The 15,554-nt window shown below is 58.8% G+C and carries 13 protein-coding genes, 1 tRNA gene and 2 pseudogenes; 6 read left to right on the top strand and 10 right to left on the bottom strand.

Translation table 11 applies throughout. The features are described from left to right. Window positions 1-309: 309 nt before the first annotated feature. Together BRA1417_RS43415 and BRA1417_RS0137085 are read right to left on the bottom strand one after the other, a co-directional pair. The gene (locus BRA1417_RS43415; protein ID WP_084462423.1) at window positions 310-708 is read right to left on the bottom strand and encodes a helix-turn-helix domain-containing protein; all 399 of its coding nucleotides are present in this window, start codon (window positions 706-708) and stop codon (window positions 310-312) included. 15 nt (window positions 709-723) lie between these two features. Beyond that, on the bottom strand, window positions 724-1,089 hold the full coding sequence (locus BRA1417_RS0137085; protein WP_027520141.1) for a hypothetical protein: 366 nt from the start codon (window positions 1,087-1,089) through the stop codon (window positions 724-726). Window positions 1,090-1,769: 680 nt separating this feature from the next. Between BRA1417_RS0137085 and BRA1417_RS0137080 the strand changes: the two genes are divergently transcribed. Both BRA1417_RS0137080 and BRA1417_RS44525 read left to right on the top strand, forming a co-directional pair. Continuing rightward, window positions 1,770-1,852 (top strand) — tRNA-Arg (locus BRA1417_RS0137080). Window positions 1,853-1,935: 83 nt separating this feature from the next. After that, a complete protein-coding gene (locus tag BRA1417_RS44525) occupies window positions 1,936-2,262 on the top strand; it encodes a hypothetical protein (protein WP_156949089.1) in 327 nt (108 codons plus the stop codon). A gap of 625 nt (window positions 2,263-2,887) precedes the next feature. On the opposite strand, the gene BRA1417_RS0137070 is transcribed toward BRA1417_RS44525, so the two are convergent. From BRA1417_RS0137070 to BRA1417_RS0137055, 3 genes are all read right to left on the bottom strand, one after another. Continuing rightward, window positions 2,888-4,864, bottom strand: a complete 1,977-nt coding sequence (locus tag BRA1417_RS0137070; protein WP_027520139.1) for a RiPP maturation radical SAM C-methyltransferase — start codon at window positions 4,862-4,864, stop codon at window positions 2,888-2,890. A gap of 638 nt (window positions 4,865-5,502) precedes the next feature. Further along, the gene (locus BRA1417_RS41475; RefSeq protein WP_035969055.1) at window positions 5,503-7,029 is read right to left on the bottom strand and encodes a radical SAM family RiPP maturation amino acid epimerase; all 1,527 of its coding nucleotides are present in this window, start codon (window positions 7,027-7,029) and stop codon (window positions 5,503-5,505) included. 138 nt (window positions 7,030-7,167) lie between these two features. Beyond that, complete coding sequence (locus tag BRA1417_RS0137055) at window positions 7,168-7,560, bottom strand: Nif11 family protein (protein WP_027520138.1); 393 nt, start codon at window positions 7,558-7,560, stop codon at window positions 7,168-7,170. Between the two features lie 977 nt (window positions 7,561-8,537). On the opposite strand from BRA1417_RS0137055, the gene BRA1417_RS0137050 reads away from it, so the two are divergent. Both BRA1417_RS0137050 and BRA1417_RS0137045 read left to right on the top strand, forming a co-directional pair. After that, on the top strand, window positions 8,538-8,738 hold the full coding sequence (locus BRA1417_RS0137050; RefSeq protein ID WP_027520137.1) for a hypothetical protein: 201 nt from the start codon (window positions 8,538-8,540) through the stop codon (window positions 8,736-8,738). A 16-nt stretch (window positions 8,739-8,754) separates the two neighbouring features. After that, on the top strand, window positions 8,755-9,159 hold the full coding sequence (locus BRA1417_RS0137045) for a hypothetical protein (protein WP_027520136.1): 405 nt from the start codon (window positions 8,755-8,757) through the stop codon (window positions 9,157-9,159). 218 nt (window positions 9,160-9,377) lie between these two features. On the opposite strand, the gene BRA1417_RS0137040 is transcribed toward BRA1417_RS0137045, so the two are convergent. The 4 genes and pseudogenes from BRA1417_RS0137040 to BRA1417_RS41460 form a co-directional block, all read right to left on the bottom strand. Next, window positions 9,378-9,644, bottom strand: a complete 267-nt coding sequence (locus tag BRA1417_RS0137040) for a 4Fe-4S ferredoxin (protein ID WP_245286324.1) — start codon at window positions 9,642-9,644, stop codon at window positions 9,378-9,380. A gap of 667 nt (window positions 9,645-10,311) precedes the next feature. Then, entirely contained in the window at window positions 10,312-10,626 is a 315-nt protein-coding gene (locus tag BRA1417_RS45850; protein WP_245286323.1) for a hypothetical protein, read from the bottom strand. A gap of 309 nt (window positions 10,627-10,935) precedes the next feature. Further along, window positions 10,936-12,027, bottom strand: a pseudogene (locus tag BRA1417_RS45845) (ISAzo13 family transposase); the annotation flags it as partial. Between the two features lie 107 nt (window positions 12,028-12,134). Then, window positions 12,135-12,326, bottom strand: a pseudogene (locus BRA1417_RS41460) (HesB/IscA family protein); the annotation flags it as partial. 70 nt (window positions 12,327-12,396) lie between these two features. On the opposite strand from BRA1417_RS41460, the gene BRA1417_RS44520 reads away from it, so the two are divergent. Together BRA1417_RS44520 and BRA1417_RS0137010 are read left to right on the top strand one after the other, a co-directional pair. Beyond that, entirely contained in the window at window positions 12,397-12,540 is a 144-nt protein-coding gene (locus BRA1417_RS44520) for a hypothetical protein (protein WP_156949087.1), read from the top strand. 51 nt (window positions 12,541-12,591) lie between these two features. Continuing rightward, the gene (locus tag BRA1417_RS0137010) at window positions 12,592-14,268 is read left to right on the top strand and encodes an ATP-dependent Clp protease adaptor ClpS (protein WP_156949086.1); all 1,677 of its coding nucleotides are present in this window, start codon (window positions 12,592-12,594) and stop codon (window positions 14,266-14,268) included. 437 nt (window positions 14,269-14,705) lie between these two features. Here the strand turns inward: BRA1417_RS0137010 and BRA1417_RS44515 are convergent, their stop codons facing one another. Then, entirely contained in the window at window positions 14,706-14,954 is a 249-nt protein-coding gene (locus tag BRA1417_RS44515; RefSeq protein WP_156949085.1) for a hypothetical protein, read from the bottom strand. Window positions 14,955-15,554 lie beyond the last annotated feature (600 nt).

The following is a 15,554-nucleotide window of genomic DNA, read 5'->3' as shown; positions in this document are numbered from 1 at the left end:
CAGCGAGGCCTCGAATAATGGCAATCATGAAGCTTATGAACATTAGGATTAGCCCAAGTGTGGTCCACACTATGTCGGCCAGCTTGGGGGACTCAATTTTCTGGCGGATTGAACCTTCGACAGACGCCTTCAGCCTGCCAAGCCGTCCTGTTGCTTCGACTTGCTCGAGTTTCGATCTGCGAGCGCGCAGCCAAAAGTCTCTGAACCACGGCACGGCGATACATACTGGACTCGCGGCGCCGAGCACGTCTTTGAGCGCGTCCCACCAAGAGTACGCCATGTATCTCAGGCTCTCATCGACGGATCAGACTACATAGCCATTGGCATGTGCGCCGCGAGTTCCAGGTCATCGCTAGAGGCAGCAACGCCAAGCGTCTTGCCGCACGCAACCGAAATTCGTTCCATCAGATCCCAAGTTGGCCCCTGGGTCCCGACTCCCGATTCGATTTCGCTAATTCGAGCCTGGCTAATACCCAACTTATCCGCCAATTGTGACTGAGAGAATCTGGCATCCTTGCGCATGGCCCGAACTAGTTCGCCAGCACGCATTGCCGCACTAGACAGTTCCTTTTCAGCTGCAAGGCTTGCTTCAGCTCGTTCGATTCTTTCGACCAGATCAGCAAGCGAACGACCACGCCCCTTACTGCTAACCTCAGCAACGGCTCGCATTCTACGTTTGTGACTTTTGTCGACTTTGAGCTTGACCATTGCAGCCTCCACTCTTCATACGAACCAAACTGAAGCTCGCGCATTCAGTATTCCGGTCTTCAAGGCATTATAATCGCCGCCATTCCAGGAAGACCCTCCAGCGTACATCGGCACGCCATGCTCAGCCGCGAGCATTAGCGTTACCGTCACATCGCCATCATCATCGACTTCGACAGCGAAGATCGCAAACTTAGCCGCCGCGGAAGCATGGAACATCTCCACGCCCCTATACGTATAGAAGGGCAACAGATTCCTGCTATCCACTGATCCGCTGTGGACTTTCTGGAGGTAGAGCAGGATCTCGCAAGCGAAATTGTGCCCAAGCTGCTCCAACTCATCAGCCGCGCCTCCCAATCCGGGATCATCAAACGAAACAAGCATATAGGGAATTCCTTATATTCTGTCAACCCCAAAATCAACGGCGAATGTTGGAAAAAGAAGCTATAAATGTAGTCGACGACATGATGCAACTATAGCGCGCAAACTGGAACTGTGAAGACCGGGAAGCCAAAATAAGGGATTCTACAGCGAACGAAGATAACTTTCCGGCGCTCGTGACGGGTTAGGTCGCAGGACTTTCAACAGCCGGGCGCGGCATGATCGAAAAGACCAGAACGGGACAAAAGAGAGCCCATGAACTGAGATGCCCAGTAGAAGAAGATCATGAGTCGCTTCTCGGCACTGCAGACGCAATCGGCGGAGCCAATACCGACTCGCTTGCCCTGGCGCGCGCGGCGGCGGCTTGATCGGATGCATTTTCGCTGCTCAGAAGATTCGCCGAGGCGGCCGATGACGGCCGAACCGCTACGGCGGGATACTCCGATCCAGAGTCCATCCTGGCGACGCGACTTCATTGTGGGTTTAGCCGCGTCCCGACAATATGAAGTTTGACCTGCTGCATTCGGCATGGCCAAAAGAGCAATTCGAACCAATCTAAAGGCTGCGGGCCTCAATCCTTCCTTTTGGTGGTCGTTGATATCGTTTGGGGGTTTCCTCGCGCTGGCGTCTTGAAATCTCGGGGAGATGTGCCCATTTGGGACAGGCCGCCATACGTTATGGCTGGTTGGCTGAGAGGCCGAAGGCATCTCCTTGCGAAGGAGACGAACACCGCGAGGCGTTCCGAGGGTTCGAATCCCTCCCCGATTCGAATACCCGCTCCAAGAAATCGTTGAGCGGGTCTTTCTATGTGAACGTATCTTCGACGCAACGAAACAAGGGAGGGCTTGGATGGCCAAAACCTCGAAGCAATTTAAGCAGGGAGCATCAGCGTCCCTGAATAAGTCGATTCAAGAACTGAAAGATTACCTCGGTCGTCTTCGGCTTAGTCCAGTAGAACCGCGATCCACTACTCCCAAGGCGGTTTTTCTTTTTGGTTTGGTTCATGCCTGCGACGACTTCGACGTCGTTTTCGATGAGGCTTCGCCCGACTTTTTGCTGCTGCTGGCACGGATGCGCCGGCTTTCCCAACAGATTTTGGCTGCTCGACAACGCTGGCCAATTTGTACGGATTGCGAGCGCGGCGTTGATCTTTCGCCGCTTCAAGGTTGCGGATAACCAGATCGTAGACCGGCGTCGAGAAGGAACCCATGTCCTGACCCGAGCCCGCCTAGAGTGAGATTGAAGCGCTTAAGCTCCTTTGCCAGACGCCCGCGCCTGTTACTGGCTTTGTGACCCGCGAGCACGCGGTCACGCTGAAGTCGTTGCCAGACGTCCTTACCTTGACGCGGCAGCTCAAGCCCTTTCGCTTCAGCTACCCGAACAGAAGATAGCGATTATGTGCCTGCCCATTTTTGTGGAGGCGTCGAAGGAAACCGAACCGATCGAGCGACCGCGACACCACCAGTTCGGCGGCCCGGCGCTTGTGCTCCTCAGTAAACGAGCGACGTTGACGTTCCATTCGACACCTCCGGGCTCAACGAGCCTACTACAGGTGTTCACTCATTCGGAGGAGGTTCAGGGTTCGACTTGCCTCTGGCTCTTACACGCTTGGCAAACACGTTGTGCAAGCGCATTCCCTCCTTGAGCTCTTCCGGTGCCCACTGTTCGCCGTGCTGCCAGTCCGGAGGAACATACAGAGACAATACTTCCAAAGCCCCGAAATCTCCGCTCCGCCATACTTGGCACCTCGTCGTGCGCCCCAGAGGAAACGTCTCCCTCCGAGGGCCCCCCGCAGTTTTCCTCATTCACACGAGGTACTCAATGGCGCGGCACGTCGGTCGAAATAGCCTCCAGGGAACGCAGTCATCGGAGGGATTGGCGTATATGGATGCCAGAGCGCGAGCCCAACCAGCCGCGCGTCCAGCCGCACAATCAATTTGCGAGCGATCATGTCAGCTATCGCAGCGTCAATCTCGGCCTGCATTACATTCGTCCCGCTCAGCTGTTCGCGCAGGCGGGTTTCAGGCGAGCCTTCGTCCGCAGCCAGAAGAATTTCCCGGGCGAGGCCCCTGACCCGGTGTTCGCGCTCGACTGCAATGGCTCGCGTGTCCTCGACTATGATCTCGTCGCCGCTGTCCCGCATCGACAGCATAGACAACTTCGGCTCGTACCAGGCTTTCAGCCAGGCATCGATACCCTTCGCGACAGCGCTTAGCCCCGGGCGGCGGTTAGCGTTGAGCGCCGCGAAATGACCACCGACGTCGTCGTCTTCACTGTCTTCGAAGTAGTAAACCTGATCCGCCAGATCGCGCTCCGACAACGGATAGACGTAGCGATAGGAGACGGTCGGGCGCAGCTTCAATCCATGTTTCTCGGCCGCGTAGTGATAGGGGCTGTAGCGCTGGTAACGCAAACGCACCGCCGGTCCCGGCTGTAGATGATGCAGCAGCGGTAGCAAAGGAGCCATGTCCGCATACCATGCGTCGCTCTCGCCGGGGAAGCCCCACAGCAAACTCCAACTGACCCGCACACCGTGCTGACGGCACCACTTCAAGAGTTGGACATTATGTGCTGAGCTCGTTCCTTTGCGCATCAGCTTCAAAACACGAGTATCCAGGCTCTCAATACCCGGTTGGATCCAGCGGACGCCGGAGGCAGCCAGCTTCTCCACTTCGTGGCGCTTCAGGTTGGCTTTGACCTCAAAGAAGATCGCGAGCTTCTCGGGTAGCCCGGTGAGGCGAGGCAGCGCCTTTTTTAGGTAGTCAGTGGCCAGAATATTGTCCACCGCTTCGATGCGCGACGAACCGTAGCGCGCCGACATCTCAATCATCTCTTCTGCGGCCTGCCTCGCGGGTTTCTGGCGATAGGTCATCGATCCGCCGTTCAGCCCACAAAACGTGCAGTGGCTCCGCTCGCCCCACCAGCAGCCTCGAGAGAACTCCATCGGCAGCCCGGCATGGATGCGGTCGGCGTAGAGCGACGCGTTGAGCTCGGCAAAATAGTCCGAGAAATCGGGCAGCGGCAGGTCACCCATGTTCTCGATCACTGCGCGGGGCACTAAGTCGCGCGTCGACGCCGCGGGATAACCGGCCTCGCGATGCGCCGGACCGAAAACGCCAAATGGCAGGTCAGCAGGCGGAATGTCTCTGCCGCGATTAAGGATGTCCCAACACAGCGGGCCGATCAGCAAGTCGGCCTCGCCCGACACGACATAGTCGACCCATGGGAAACGCATGTGAGTGCTCCGCCCCATTACCGACTCGCAGTTTGCGCCCCCCATGAGAGTGACAAGATCCGGTGAGCGCTCGCTCAGTCGGCGCAGCAACGCCAGCGAGGGAACATGCTGGGTGAAGGTCGAGCTGCACCCGACCATGGCCGGCCGCTGGTCCAATATCTTGTCAGCCGCCCAATCAATAAACCCGCCGATTACCGAGCGCAGCCTGAGGAAATTCGCGCGACGCTCGGCCAAAGATTTGCCTGCGTGTATCGGGTTGCGCTCGAAATAAAGATCCAGGAAGGCGCTTTCTTCAGGCTCGAAGTCGGGAAAAGCGACGCCCGCGAACAGCCAATCAACCAGCGCCTCCTCTGGCGGGCAACTCTCAAGAAACCCATAGTCGGCAATGCCTATGTATTCTAAAAACCAGATGTTGGGATATGCTATCGTGGCTTGCAGCCCAGCCTGGGTCAGCGCTGACTTCAGGAGACCAAGCGCCAACGACGGTCTTTCGACTGCCGACATAGGCATGTTGACTAAGACGATTGGCACATCGATACTCATGTGATGCCACATTATTTGTGGTGATGTAGGCTAGGCGCGTTCGCCCGGCCACAGGCTCATGCGGTGGACGGCAATGCGAACTTCTGCGCGACTCCGTGATTGGAGCCGTGAACATGAAGTCAACCTAATTCAGCGAATGCCATAGGCAGCGCGCTTCGAGCCATCTTCCGTGTCACGTTCATTTGCCTGGAGACTGGAAAGCGTGAACGCGCAAGTCCAGGGGGAGGGTGCTAGAGCCGAGCGGTGAATGAGCCGACACCGCTCCGCTCCCGACATTAAGCGGCGCCACGCCAAGGGTCAGGTCGGGTCGAGCCGTTCTTGACGAAGAGCGTTCAGCGTTCCAGTTGTACTCGCCGATGCGCAAAAAATGAGGACTTGGCTCGAAGCCGCGAGCGCGGAAGTCCTTCGGTCGAGTCCAGCGTGGAGCTACCAAAGCCCATCCGGCGGAGCTCAGGCAGATGGTAGACCGAATGAGTTCGAGCCGCCTAGGGGAGCCCGGCACGCCAAGAACAAGTTCTGCGGTCACGTCGGTTGTGCGCGCCATGAAGCGGTGGACGGTGGATGCAAAACGGCCTGCCACCCCACTCCACACTGCGAGATGGTAAGATGCCGCAGCTCTTAGATACTGTCCTAGTACCTCAGTGCGAATCGGCATGATCTATGTCCGTGCGGCAGCCTGCGTATTTGGCAGCTTCGATGCGGCTCTTCGTCCAATTGCTGGTCTGCCAGGCAAAGCGGTCGTCGAGGTCGTCTTCGATTACCCCGGCCGCGTACAACCGATCGAGCAAATCAGCGACTGCAAATACGCTCGTTCCGTCAGTCGTGACCCGCCTAATCAGCTCCGAAGCTGTGCAGTTGCCGAACGCGATGAGATCGCCAACGGAAATCGGAGCGACGTCGTCGGGCACCCGGTGTTCCATGTTGCCGGCGCGGAGCTGGAAGTACCCGATCCCTGCTTTGTATTGCAGGTCTCTGCGGAAGCGGATCGGCAGGTCGGGGGCTGGGCTCTCGAGCATATACTGGTCGATCATGCTCTGCAGTCCCTCCCCGAACTCGTCAGGCGTCCTGAAGAAACGTTCACCCAAGATGCGGTAACCGAGAGGCCAGCGTTCGCTCCCCGGTACCGGCGTCACCAGTTGCAAACGTCCCTGCTGCATATTTACGAGGAAGCCGGAAACACACGCGATCGTGGTATGATCGCGTTCCAGCAACCCAATTGCATCATCTTTGATGGCGGACCTGAGCTTCCCCTTCCGCTCGCGCGCGCGTCCGGCGAAAGCCTTTGCGGTCGGCGCCTCCTTGCCCTGCAAGATGAGTTCGACCGCTAGCAGCTCCTCTGGCGAAAACGTCATATGAATCTGATTGAGATGTGCGTTGCTCAGCACGGAGAAACGATTCGGCGTGGTGCCATACAGGTTGAACAGTCTGAGCACGCGTCTGGTGAGTGCCTGATCCCTAAGCGGCGCAGCGGTCGTTGTCTGCGGCAATGCGCCCGTGATCCGATAGTAGTCGAACAGAAAGCGATCGTAGTGTGGGTTGTCCATAGGATCTGTAGCCCAGTAGCAGAAGCCAGTACGGGCTGCCGAACCAAACATCTCGCTCGCGACGCCGACTACGCCACGCCAACGCTCTGCCTGCTCTTTGCTGTAATCGTAATAGCCTTTGAATCGGCCCGCAGAGAGGCCGCAGAACCAGCAACCAACGGTGCAGCCTTCGCTCAACTCGAAAGCGATGATCGGGTACGTGACCGACAGCGCCGCTGCACCCAATTCGTCGTTGCAGCGCCGGATTTGGCGCTCGCGCCAAGCATGGAAACGAGGGTGAATCGTCGACATTTCGCCTTCGTCGCGCAGGAGGTCGCGATGGCGCAACATCTCGCGCAGATGCTCGTCCCACATCGTGGCCAGCGGCCACTGGGTAGACTCCGGCTTGAAGCGGTATTCTTGGTAGTCTCCGTGCCAGAGCGGCAATATTTCCATTGGGTCAACTTCGATGCCGTAGCGCTCTATTACCGTACGAGGGGCATTCTCCGAAAGCGCCTTGCGGAACTCGATGTCACCGGCTAACCGCTCCATGAACCGCTTGACGTGCGACAGCGTGCGCAGTTGCTCGGGGGTGCGACGGTCAAAACTCTGTCGGTAGTGTTCGGTGGCAGCGCGCGTCATCACGTTAGGGATAAACCTTGAAGCAGCAGCTTATAACCTAATGGCAATGAACTCACCCCGGACGAGGCCTGCTTTCATGTTCTCGTCGCCCTTCTCGTCTCCTTGAGCACGAGCCATACGGTCAGAGCGAAAGGCATGTCAGGCCACGACCGCAACAACAACAACCAGAACAACAGCGACGGGCTGGACTGCCGAGGCGAAGCTAGAGTGCGCTTTCGCGACCTGTACGCCGCTCACAGGCACCTCCGCAGCGGGCCTGGCCAACCCAGCGGCCTGCACAACGCCGGTCGAGATCGCAACACTCGAATCAGGTTTGGCGCCGGCAGTCGCATCGAGCTGCTTACTAATCAACTCCTGTCGGCTTCGACACCGGATGTAACTCTTCGCTTCATCAAGGGTAAAATTGTAGCCGTGGCTTTTTCCGACCGCTACAATTGATGCAAGGCCTGTAGCACTCGGTTTTGCGTTTTCGAGCAGATTGCCCTTTTTCCCTAGATCGTTGATAAATCGCTCTATCTCAGTTCGCGACATAGCCTCTCCTCGCCTTCGCTTAGTGTTGCCAAACCATGCACGATGCCTTCGCAAGCGATCGACGCCGACCGCGCGAACAAAGCAAGCAACGCGCCAAACTGAAAATTGCTGATTATTCGCATTGTCTCACGTCGGCAACACGACAACATTGGTTTGGAACCGACAACCGCCTCGACGCGGGACAAGGTTTCGTTGTCGGTATCTAAGTCGTCCGTTCTTTAATCGCGGGCGACAGCAAACCGAGCGGCCCAGTGCAGGGCGATGGTGTCAGGCACGCATGCAGGATGCGGCATCAACCCGTCCTATGGCTTTACGCGCCAGTGCAGAGGACATTCGGGTGGCACCTTCCGTTACCGATCGCTCGACCAAAGCGGCCGGAGCGAGGACTTGGCGTCCAGCGTCGGCTTGGGTCTTGGTGGTCCGGTGCACGTGCTCGCTGCCGCGGTCGGCATCTCGGCCGCGGTGATGGCGGGCGCCGAAGCATTCACGGCGCTGAAGATAGCCGGCGCCTTCTACCTCATCTGCTCGGCATCAAGACCTGGAGGAAAGCCAGCGCTTCCGCACCGACCCAAGTCCGGACGACCGGCGCCCGCCGCGCGTTGCGCGAAGGCATCGTCGTTGAGGCGCGGAATCCGAAAACAGCCGCCTTCTTCCTGGCCTTGTTCCGCAGTTCGTCGAGACGATGACTAACGTGGCTCTGCAGTTTGGAGTGCTCGGCACTATCTCCGTCACCCTAACACCGGTGTCGATCTGATCGTGACACGCTGGGCGGCCAAAGCAAGGAATGGGCTCGCCGGGCGACCCACGTTCATCGCGCGAACGAGACAGGTCTCCGCGAGCTGTAATGTGCGGATTGGGAACCGCGCTGCTGGCGCAGGCGCTGGTCGTGTGCAGTGCGGCAAAGTTCATCAGTTAACATTCGTGAATCCCAAAATGGAAACACTTGCGCTAGGATCGGGCTTTCAGAGGGGCGTACCATGTTTGAACAAGCGACAACCGCTCTATTGCGAGCGGTACTCGACGAGGTCTGCGAAAACCTACCTCGGGACGAGACCGGCGCTCGCACCCACGTGGCCTGCAAGATCCTCGAAGCCGCAAAGACCGGCGAAACGACACCGGACGAGCTGCGGCAGATAGGCCGGAAAGCCCTGACACAAGCGCCGATCATGTGGCGTTGATCGGGCGAGGTGCGGGGTGAATATGCAGGTGACGGTTTTGAAGATCCTGGTGAGTTACCCGGAAGGATTCGCGGTAATGGCGGACCTCAAGCGCGACATGGCCATCCTCGCCACCAGCGGCCCGGAATGGGCCGAGCGCACCAAGCGGCTGGGCGCGCGCGTGCCGGGGCTCGACATTTTTTCGGACGGCCTCATTGAGCGTCAAAAAGGCGGCTGGAGGATCACTGTCAAAGGACGAGCCGTGCTCGAATCCATGGAGGCGCGCCGAAGCGAACACCACGCATTTGAGAAGGCCTCAATGGAAACGGCAGGCCCGCCAGTTCCAGCGTTGCCGCAGCCAATGGAGCCAGGCAAGCTGCGACGCGAACGTCGCCAGCATCGCCGCGAAGCCCGCGAACGCGCGCGAGCGCATGCATCTTAAGGAACAGCCGCCGAGTTTTTCCCAGCGGCTCCGAAAGTCACTACTCTAGCGCTATCTGGCGCTCAAGGATATAGGTCTGCGACTCGTGTCAGTCGTGGCGCCGTTGGCTGCATCAGTAGCGGCGAGAATGTTTGGGATGCGAAATGAAATGATCAATCAAGTTATTGATTCCCGCGGCAAAGATTCCGCAGCCTATAGGGCCCGGCAGGCACCGCCGCTCATTGACCAAAGAGCAGGTAGCTCTGGTCGATGCCGCGGTGATCCCGCGTCTCCTCGGTCCAACCGACAGCTCGGCGATAGCTGCCCATCGCCGCCGTTCGCTTGAGCGCGGCGACTTCGATGGGCTGGGTCTCATCGTCAAAGGGCAAGACCCAGAGCGCATCTTCGGGATAACAAAGCTCGCAAAGAAAGCAGGTTTGGCAGTCCTCCTGGCGGGCACTGACCGGAATTCCGTCCGTCTTGTCAAAGACGTTGGTCGGGCACACGTTGACACGGATGTCACACGATGTGCAGCGCTCAAGATCGATGACCTCGATCGACGACCTCGATCATTCCGCGGCTCCGCATAGGCTTGCTTAGCGTGGGGCCGGACCGAGGTCCAGACATCGTCCAGACCGCCTGTCGTCACGTAATGACACTGTTAGACATCCTTCACGCCCAGCGCGCTCCGATAGATCCACCTGGCGGTCGCCAGCATGGCCGTGCGTCGCGATCCCGCAACACATCGGCTGCGTTCGCCGCATCCGCCTGCGAAACGCCGAACCATGCGACGTCGAGGCGCGCCAGTGCTCGATCCAGGCGTGACGCATCCCAGAGGTAATTCAATTCATATGGAAAGACCTCGTCCTGAACCGCTCTAGCGAGCGCCGCTGGTGCGAACGCGCGCGGCGACCGACTACGAAGGACGACGGTGCCCGCAGACGACGGCTTTCGCTTGGTGGTCGTACCAAGCTGCCTGGCGTAATCGGCAGCGCCCTCCCCGCCCAGCTTCCCGACGATACGGCCCAAGCGGCATTGTGGCTGCCCCACTGGTAAAACCGCCGCAGATCAACTCGCGCGTCGCTGCGCCGCCTGCGGCGAGCCCTGGTACGTTGGTCGCACAACTGTCGTCAAGATGCAAAGCTGCCGGTGCCTCGGACGGTGCCTTCGAGCCTAAGCACGATTTGGAAAACGATCCCTAAACGGGTCGATACCGGTACGATCGAACGGCAGGAAAAAGTTCGGCTGCGACGCGCGCATCTGACGCTGTACGTCATCGTCAGCCTTGTCGAGCCGCGCATAGATCGCACCCTCGAGCAGCGCGTGGGCGATGGCCAAGCGCCCGCCCTTCGACGCCGCACCGGGGACAACGCTGCCGTCTTCATAAGTGAATGTCGCCCAACCGCAGAACAGCGTCTTGGCCGGCGAGATTACATATGGATTGGAGAACTTCATGCTGCTGAATTCAGCGCCGACCTGCACGGCCATCAGATGAGCCATCGCCGGTCAGAACATTCGATCCCAGGATCTTGCTAAGGAGCGCACAGCCGCCGGTCGCAATTACGACCGCCTCGGCGCGCACGGTCCAGCGATCATGCTTCTGCCGGCGCAGCCCGCTGGCGCCAGCAACGGCGCCATTCGCGTCCACGAGCAGTTCGAGCGTAGGACTATGATCTGCATCGAATTCAACCGATCCCGCCGGGGCGGACTCCCGTTCGGCACGGTGGGGTTGGCTAGTGCATTGTTGAGGGCAGCCATCTGGAGATCGGAAACGTTGACGCCTTGGGGATATTTCTATTCGTCCAGCTCGGCGCACACCTTGAGGCCGGCATGTGTTGTCATCGCGGCGATCAGCTGGACGATCGTGCGATAGCTACGCAGTGGCTTTCCCCGCGTTGATGGTGATGAAGAAGAAGAGACGATGCTCGATCTTGTTCCACTTGCTGGTGCCGGGCGGCAGGAACCGTGATCGGCAACTTGAACTCGTCCGCCAGTTTTTGAAGCTCGACCTTCCACAGCCGTACACGAGACCCGTTGCTGCCGGCGCCGTCGGCCGTGATCATCAGGTGTTTGGCTGTCGGATGACGCTTCTTCCGCATCGTCCGGCCACCATCGGCGGATCGCATTGACCGCGAAACTGGCGGTGTCGTGGTCCGTGCCGACGCTGACCCAGCCGACATTATTGGTGATGTCGTACACGCCGTACCGCACGGCGCGGCTTAGTTTGGGATCGATAAAGTCATGAATGTTGACGAGCTCAGGCCTGCCTTGGCGACGCCATTCCCGGCCGTTGTTCTTGAAATTGCCTACCAATTCCTTCTTCTTCGTGTCGACCGATATGACCGGTTCGTTCGCCACCAGGAACGTCGTGGCCTGCGTGTTGTGTATTGAAACTGCGCGTCGCGATCGATGTGCTGGCCGCCTTCTCGTGTCTTGTTGTTCGCTTGCAGGCTGTAGCCATGCCGCGCAGAAGCTCGCTGACAACCGTCGGACAAACCTTATGACGCTCCTTCACCAGCTCGGTCACGAGGTTACGCAGGCTGCGGGTCGTCCACAACAATGGCTGCATCGGATCGCCCTGCGTCATCGGTCGACCAGGCGCTTGAGATCGGCCGCGAGGGTTGGATCCCGGGGCGACTTCTTCTTGTGCCCGCCGGCCGCCTTACGGACACGTCCAGCCGGAACCGCCACGTTGTCGCGAATGTCAGAAAGTCCGTGATAAATCGTCGAGCGCGCCAATCCGCTGATGCCGGACATCAAGCTTACCACGCCGTGTCCCAGCGCTTTTGCCTCCAGGGCGACAAAGCGCCGGAGGCTCTGTTCATTCAGAACAGGGGCCATCTCCCGATAGCGCTTCCGCGCGGCGCGCGCCTGAGCGGCTCGAATCATCCCACGACGCTGTCGCGCGACTCATCATTGTGAATCCTGCGCAAATAATCCTCGCGATCTGTGGCAATTATGACTCAGTTGTTTATGGACGGGCCCTTATTGTCGACGACAATCACCTTGACGCCGTCGCGCTCGATCACGGTGCCGTCAGGCTTAGCCTCGTCGGCCAGGCTCATCCGGTATTTGAACGCGTCGCAGCCACCGGCCTCGACCATGATGCGCAGGCCGCTCGTCGGCTGCGCCGAAGCCGAGATCGAGCTCTTGAGCGCATTCATTGCGCTATCCGTCAGATTGATCATGGCTATCCTTTTTGCCTGGGTCGTTGCATAGGAATTGGCAAGTCGCATGCCAGCGCGCCCGAGCTTGACATTGTCCGAGATCGCGCCTGTTGGCTTTGCGGCGCGTGTAGGGTTGCTGACAAAGGTCTTCGAGGGATTGCGGCGGCTTTGCGTGTCTTCTTTATGGATTCAGCCGATGAAGCGTAAGGAACGCGGCGGCAAGCAATTTGCATAACGTGTCTAAGCCGGCCGAAGAGTCCGGTGATGAGCTTAGATCGGAAACCACATGACGAACACTGCCGAACAACTAGAACACGCACCGGGGGTCTTTGTGGACAATATCTGCGCAGGCGGTGCGCCCACTCAGCTTCTTTTGCACAATGACGGCAAGACGACTCTCGGTTTCGTGGTACGCCTGCTGCGCGAGGTATTCGACAAACAGGAGCGGGATGCCATTGCGCTCGCCAAACTCGTCTTGCAGCATGGCAAGGCTGTCTGCGGACGCTATCCTCCCTCAGTCGCAAAGGCGCTCCTCGAGGCGGCGCAAGAGCGTATCCGAGCTGAAGGATGTCCCCTGCTGATCACGGGCGAAGCCGCGGGCGAACCGGACGGCTCCGACCTGTCCGACGTGCAATTCGAATATGCCTACGAAGCGCTTGAGTGGCACTTCACCAATATACCGCCGAGCGAACTCGCCACAACTGTGCGGCAATTCCCGGGCCACATGCAGGCCGATGTTCAGGTCGCGGTCGATAAGCTATTCGCCGATCCGGTCCGCTTCTTCGGCGCCTATGCAGAACATAGGTACGAGACGCTTTCATTCGCTCGGATGAAAAAGCGTGGACAGAATGCGATTTCGCTGGTGCCACCGCAATATCACCAGGTTGATACTGGCGAGACGGCGCCGGTCAAATGCCTGTACAATGGACTGTGGCTTTGCCGGGCGAGCGAATTTTTCTATGCCGTCGTGCTCTCTACTGAGTTCGAGTTCAAGCAAGAGCCGAGGATCCGGATTGAAATCGTTGCCCCTGCGGGGTCTGGCGGCGAAGCCTTTGTTCAGCGCAGCTTTGACGAACTGGAACGGGCGGTACACGCGGCACGTTCTTATCGCGGCAAGATTCTCTCATTCGAGAAAGGTGCGGATTACAGCGGCCGCTCAAGAGGCATCATGGTGCATCGATTGGCACCAGTGAGGCGCGAGGACGTGGTCCTGCGGGAACAGGCTATCAAATTGCTCGATCGCAACGTGTTGAGTTTTGTCGCCACGCGTGGCGCACTCCGCCGATTCGGCCAGTCGACCCGCAAGGGCATCCTGCTCTATGGCCCGCCCGGCACCGGTAAGACCCACACCATCCGCTATCTCGCCACCAACTTACCGGGACACACCACGCTAATCATCACCGCCGAAGAGGTCGGTGAGCTGAGCGCCTATATGGCGCTCGCGCGCCTGCTGCAGCCTACCATGGTGGTGATCGAGGATGTCGATCTGATCGCCAGCAAGCGCGACGACTTGACATCATGTGAGGAGGCCGCGCTGAACAAGCTCCTAAATGAAATGGACGGCTTGAAGGAAGACGCTGACATCCTCTTTGTGCTCACCACCAACCGCCCCGAGCAACTCGAGGGCGCCCTGGCCGGTCGCCCCGGCCGCATCGACCAGGCGATCGAGATGCCGCTGCCTGATACGACTGGCCGCGACAAGCTGATCCGGCTTTACGGCATGGGCCTGCCGCTTGAGGCGGAGATCGTAGCCGAGACGGTGCGCCGCACTGAGGGCGTCAGCGCCGCTTTCATTAAGGAGCTGATGCGACGCATTGCGCAATCATGCATCGCTCGTGACGGCGGAAACTCAGTGACCACAGCTGACATCGAGGAAGCGCTCGACGACATGCTGTTCACCGGCGGCCGCCTCAACGTGAAGCTCTTGGGTGGGGCCGGAGCGATGGCTGCGGGGCCTGCATGAAGGCGAAGGGAGGAAGATCACCCGCCAAGGGCTGCGCCAACTCCCGCATGCGCCGCGTGTCGACGACGCGTCTATGATTGATGAGCAGCGAGGCGGTTCGTGAACGCGAACCGCCGCGACAATCGCCCGCTCAACCGTCGCTCGTAATTCCTGTTCCATGCCGTCCTGCCCCTAGAGACGGGCTTCGATACCAATAAGGCAACGCCTCGCCACAGCCGACATGCAATGAGCAGAGCAGATATGCGGTAGCATGGAACTCTCATCGGAAGAGCAGGCTGAAATGGTGCTTGTCGGACGACCAATTGGAGCTTCGCCATCCGTCAAGGAACGAGAACGGCTGCGGGATTGCCGGCGAAAAGTCCCTCTGCGAAAGCGTCCACCTGGTGGTACATGCGCATGCAGTTTTCTCCGGCTAATGGCATCAGTTGACTCGTACCTCAAGATGGGTCCGACGAGCCGACAAGACGCGACACCAACTCCTTAGTTGAAGGATCGGCGTTTTCGGGTTTAGTGACGTCAATTCGCGGTACGCCGTGCGCCTTGGCAGCTTCAGCCAAGGCTGTGTTTTCGCGCAGCGAGCGTTCCACGAACTTCTCTATTGCGGCTTTCACTTGTTCGCCTTGCTCCGAATACCGGCTCCCATGCACGATACGCTCGCGCAGGACGGGATCTTCAACGTGGAACACACAACCAGAGCATCGCCGATCTCCCAGTCAGCTAGGTATTCAGGGCGAAGCGCAGCACTTTCAAATAGAAAACCATCTCCCATTTGGCGTTGCGCTCTGATCTTCTCCCGAATGATTGGCCGCATATTCTCATGATGCACCCGCGGGGAACCAATGGATCGTGTCATTCGATAGACGACGATAGAATTCTACTACGGCGTCAGGCACGCCGGTCCAAGGTCGCCCTGGATGACGCCCTAACATGTCGGTCGAAATCACTGGCAAGCCGGTGGCCAGGCCGATGCGATGCGCACAGGTCGACTTCCCGACATGCGAGGTACCAATCAGGAATAAACTATTCGTTTGTCACGAGGAGACCTCGCCGGCTGGAAGAGCCCTCTCTGGGGGCGGCTCTACCACGGCGATGCACTCCCAACCACGGCAAACGTCAAGTCCCTTCCCCGACAAGACCACCGCCATCTGGAAGCGATCGAAACGGCCTGTCAGATTCTTGATCCGGCTCGAACAGTTCCGCTCGACTCGATTGAACCCTCAAACATGGATTTTGAAAACAACCATGTCGCGTCTCATGATGAGGAATGACTGTACGATACGATATTC

The organism is Bradyrhizobium sp. WSM1417 (genome assembly GCF_000515415.1).
Lineage (GTDB): Bacteria > Pseudomonadota > Alphaproteobacteria > Rhizobiales > Xanthobacteraceae > Bradyrhizobium.
Note: the sequence above shows the minus strand (reverse complement) of the source record. Positions and strands in the feature narration are given on the sequence as shown.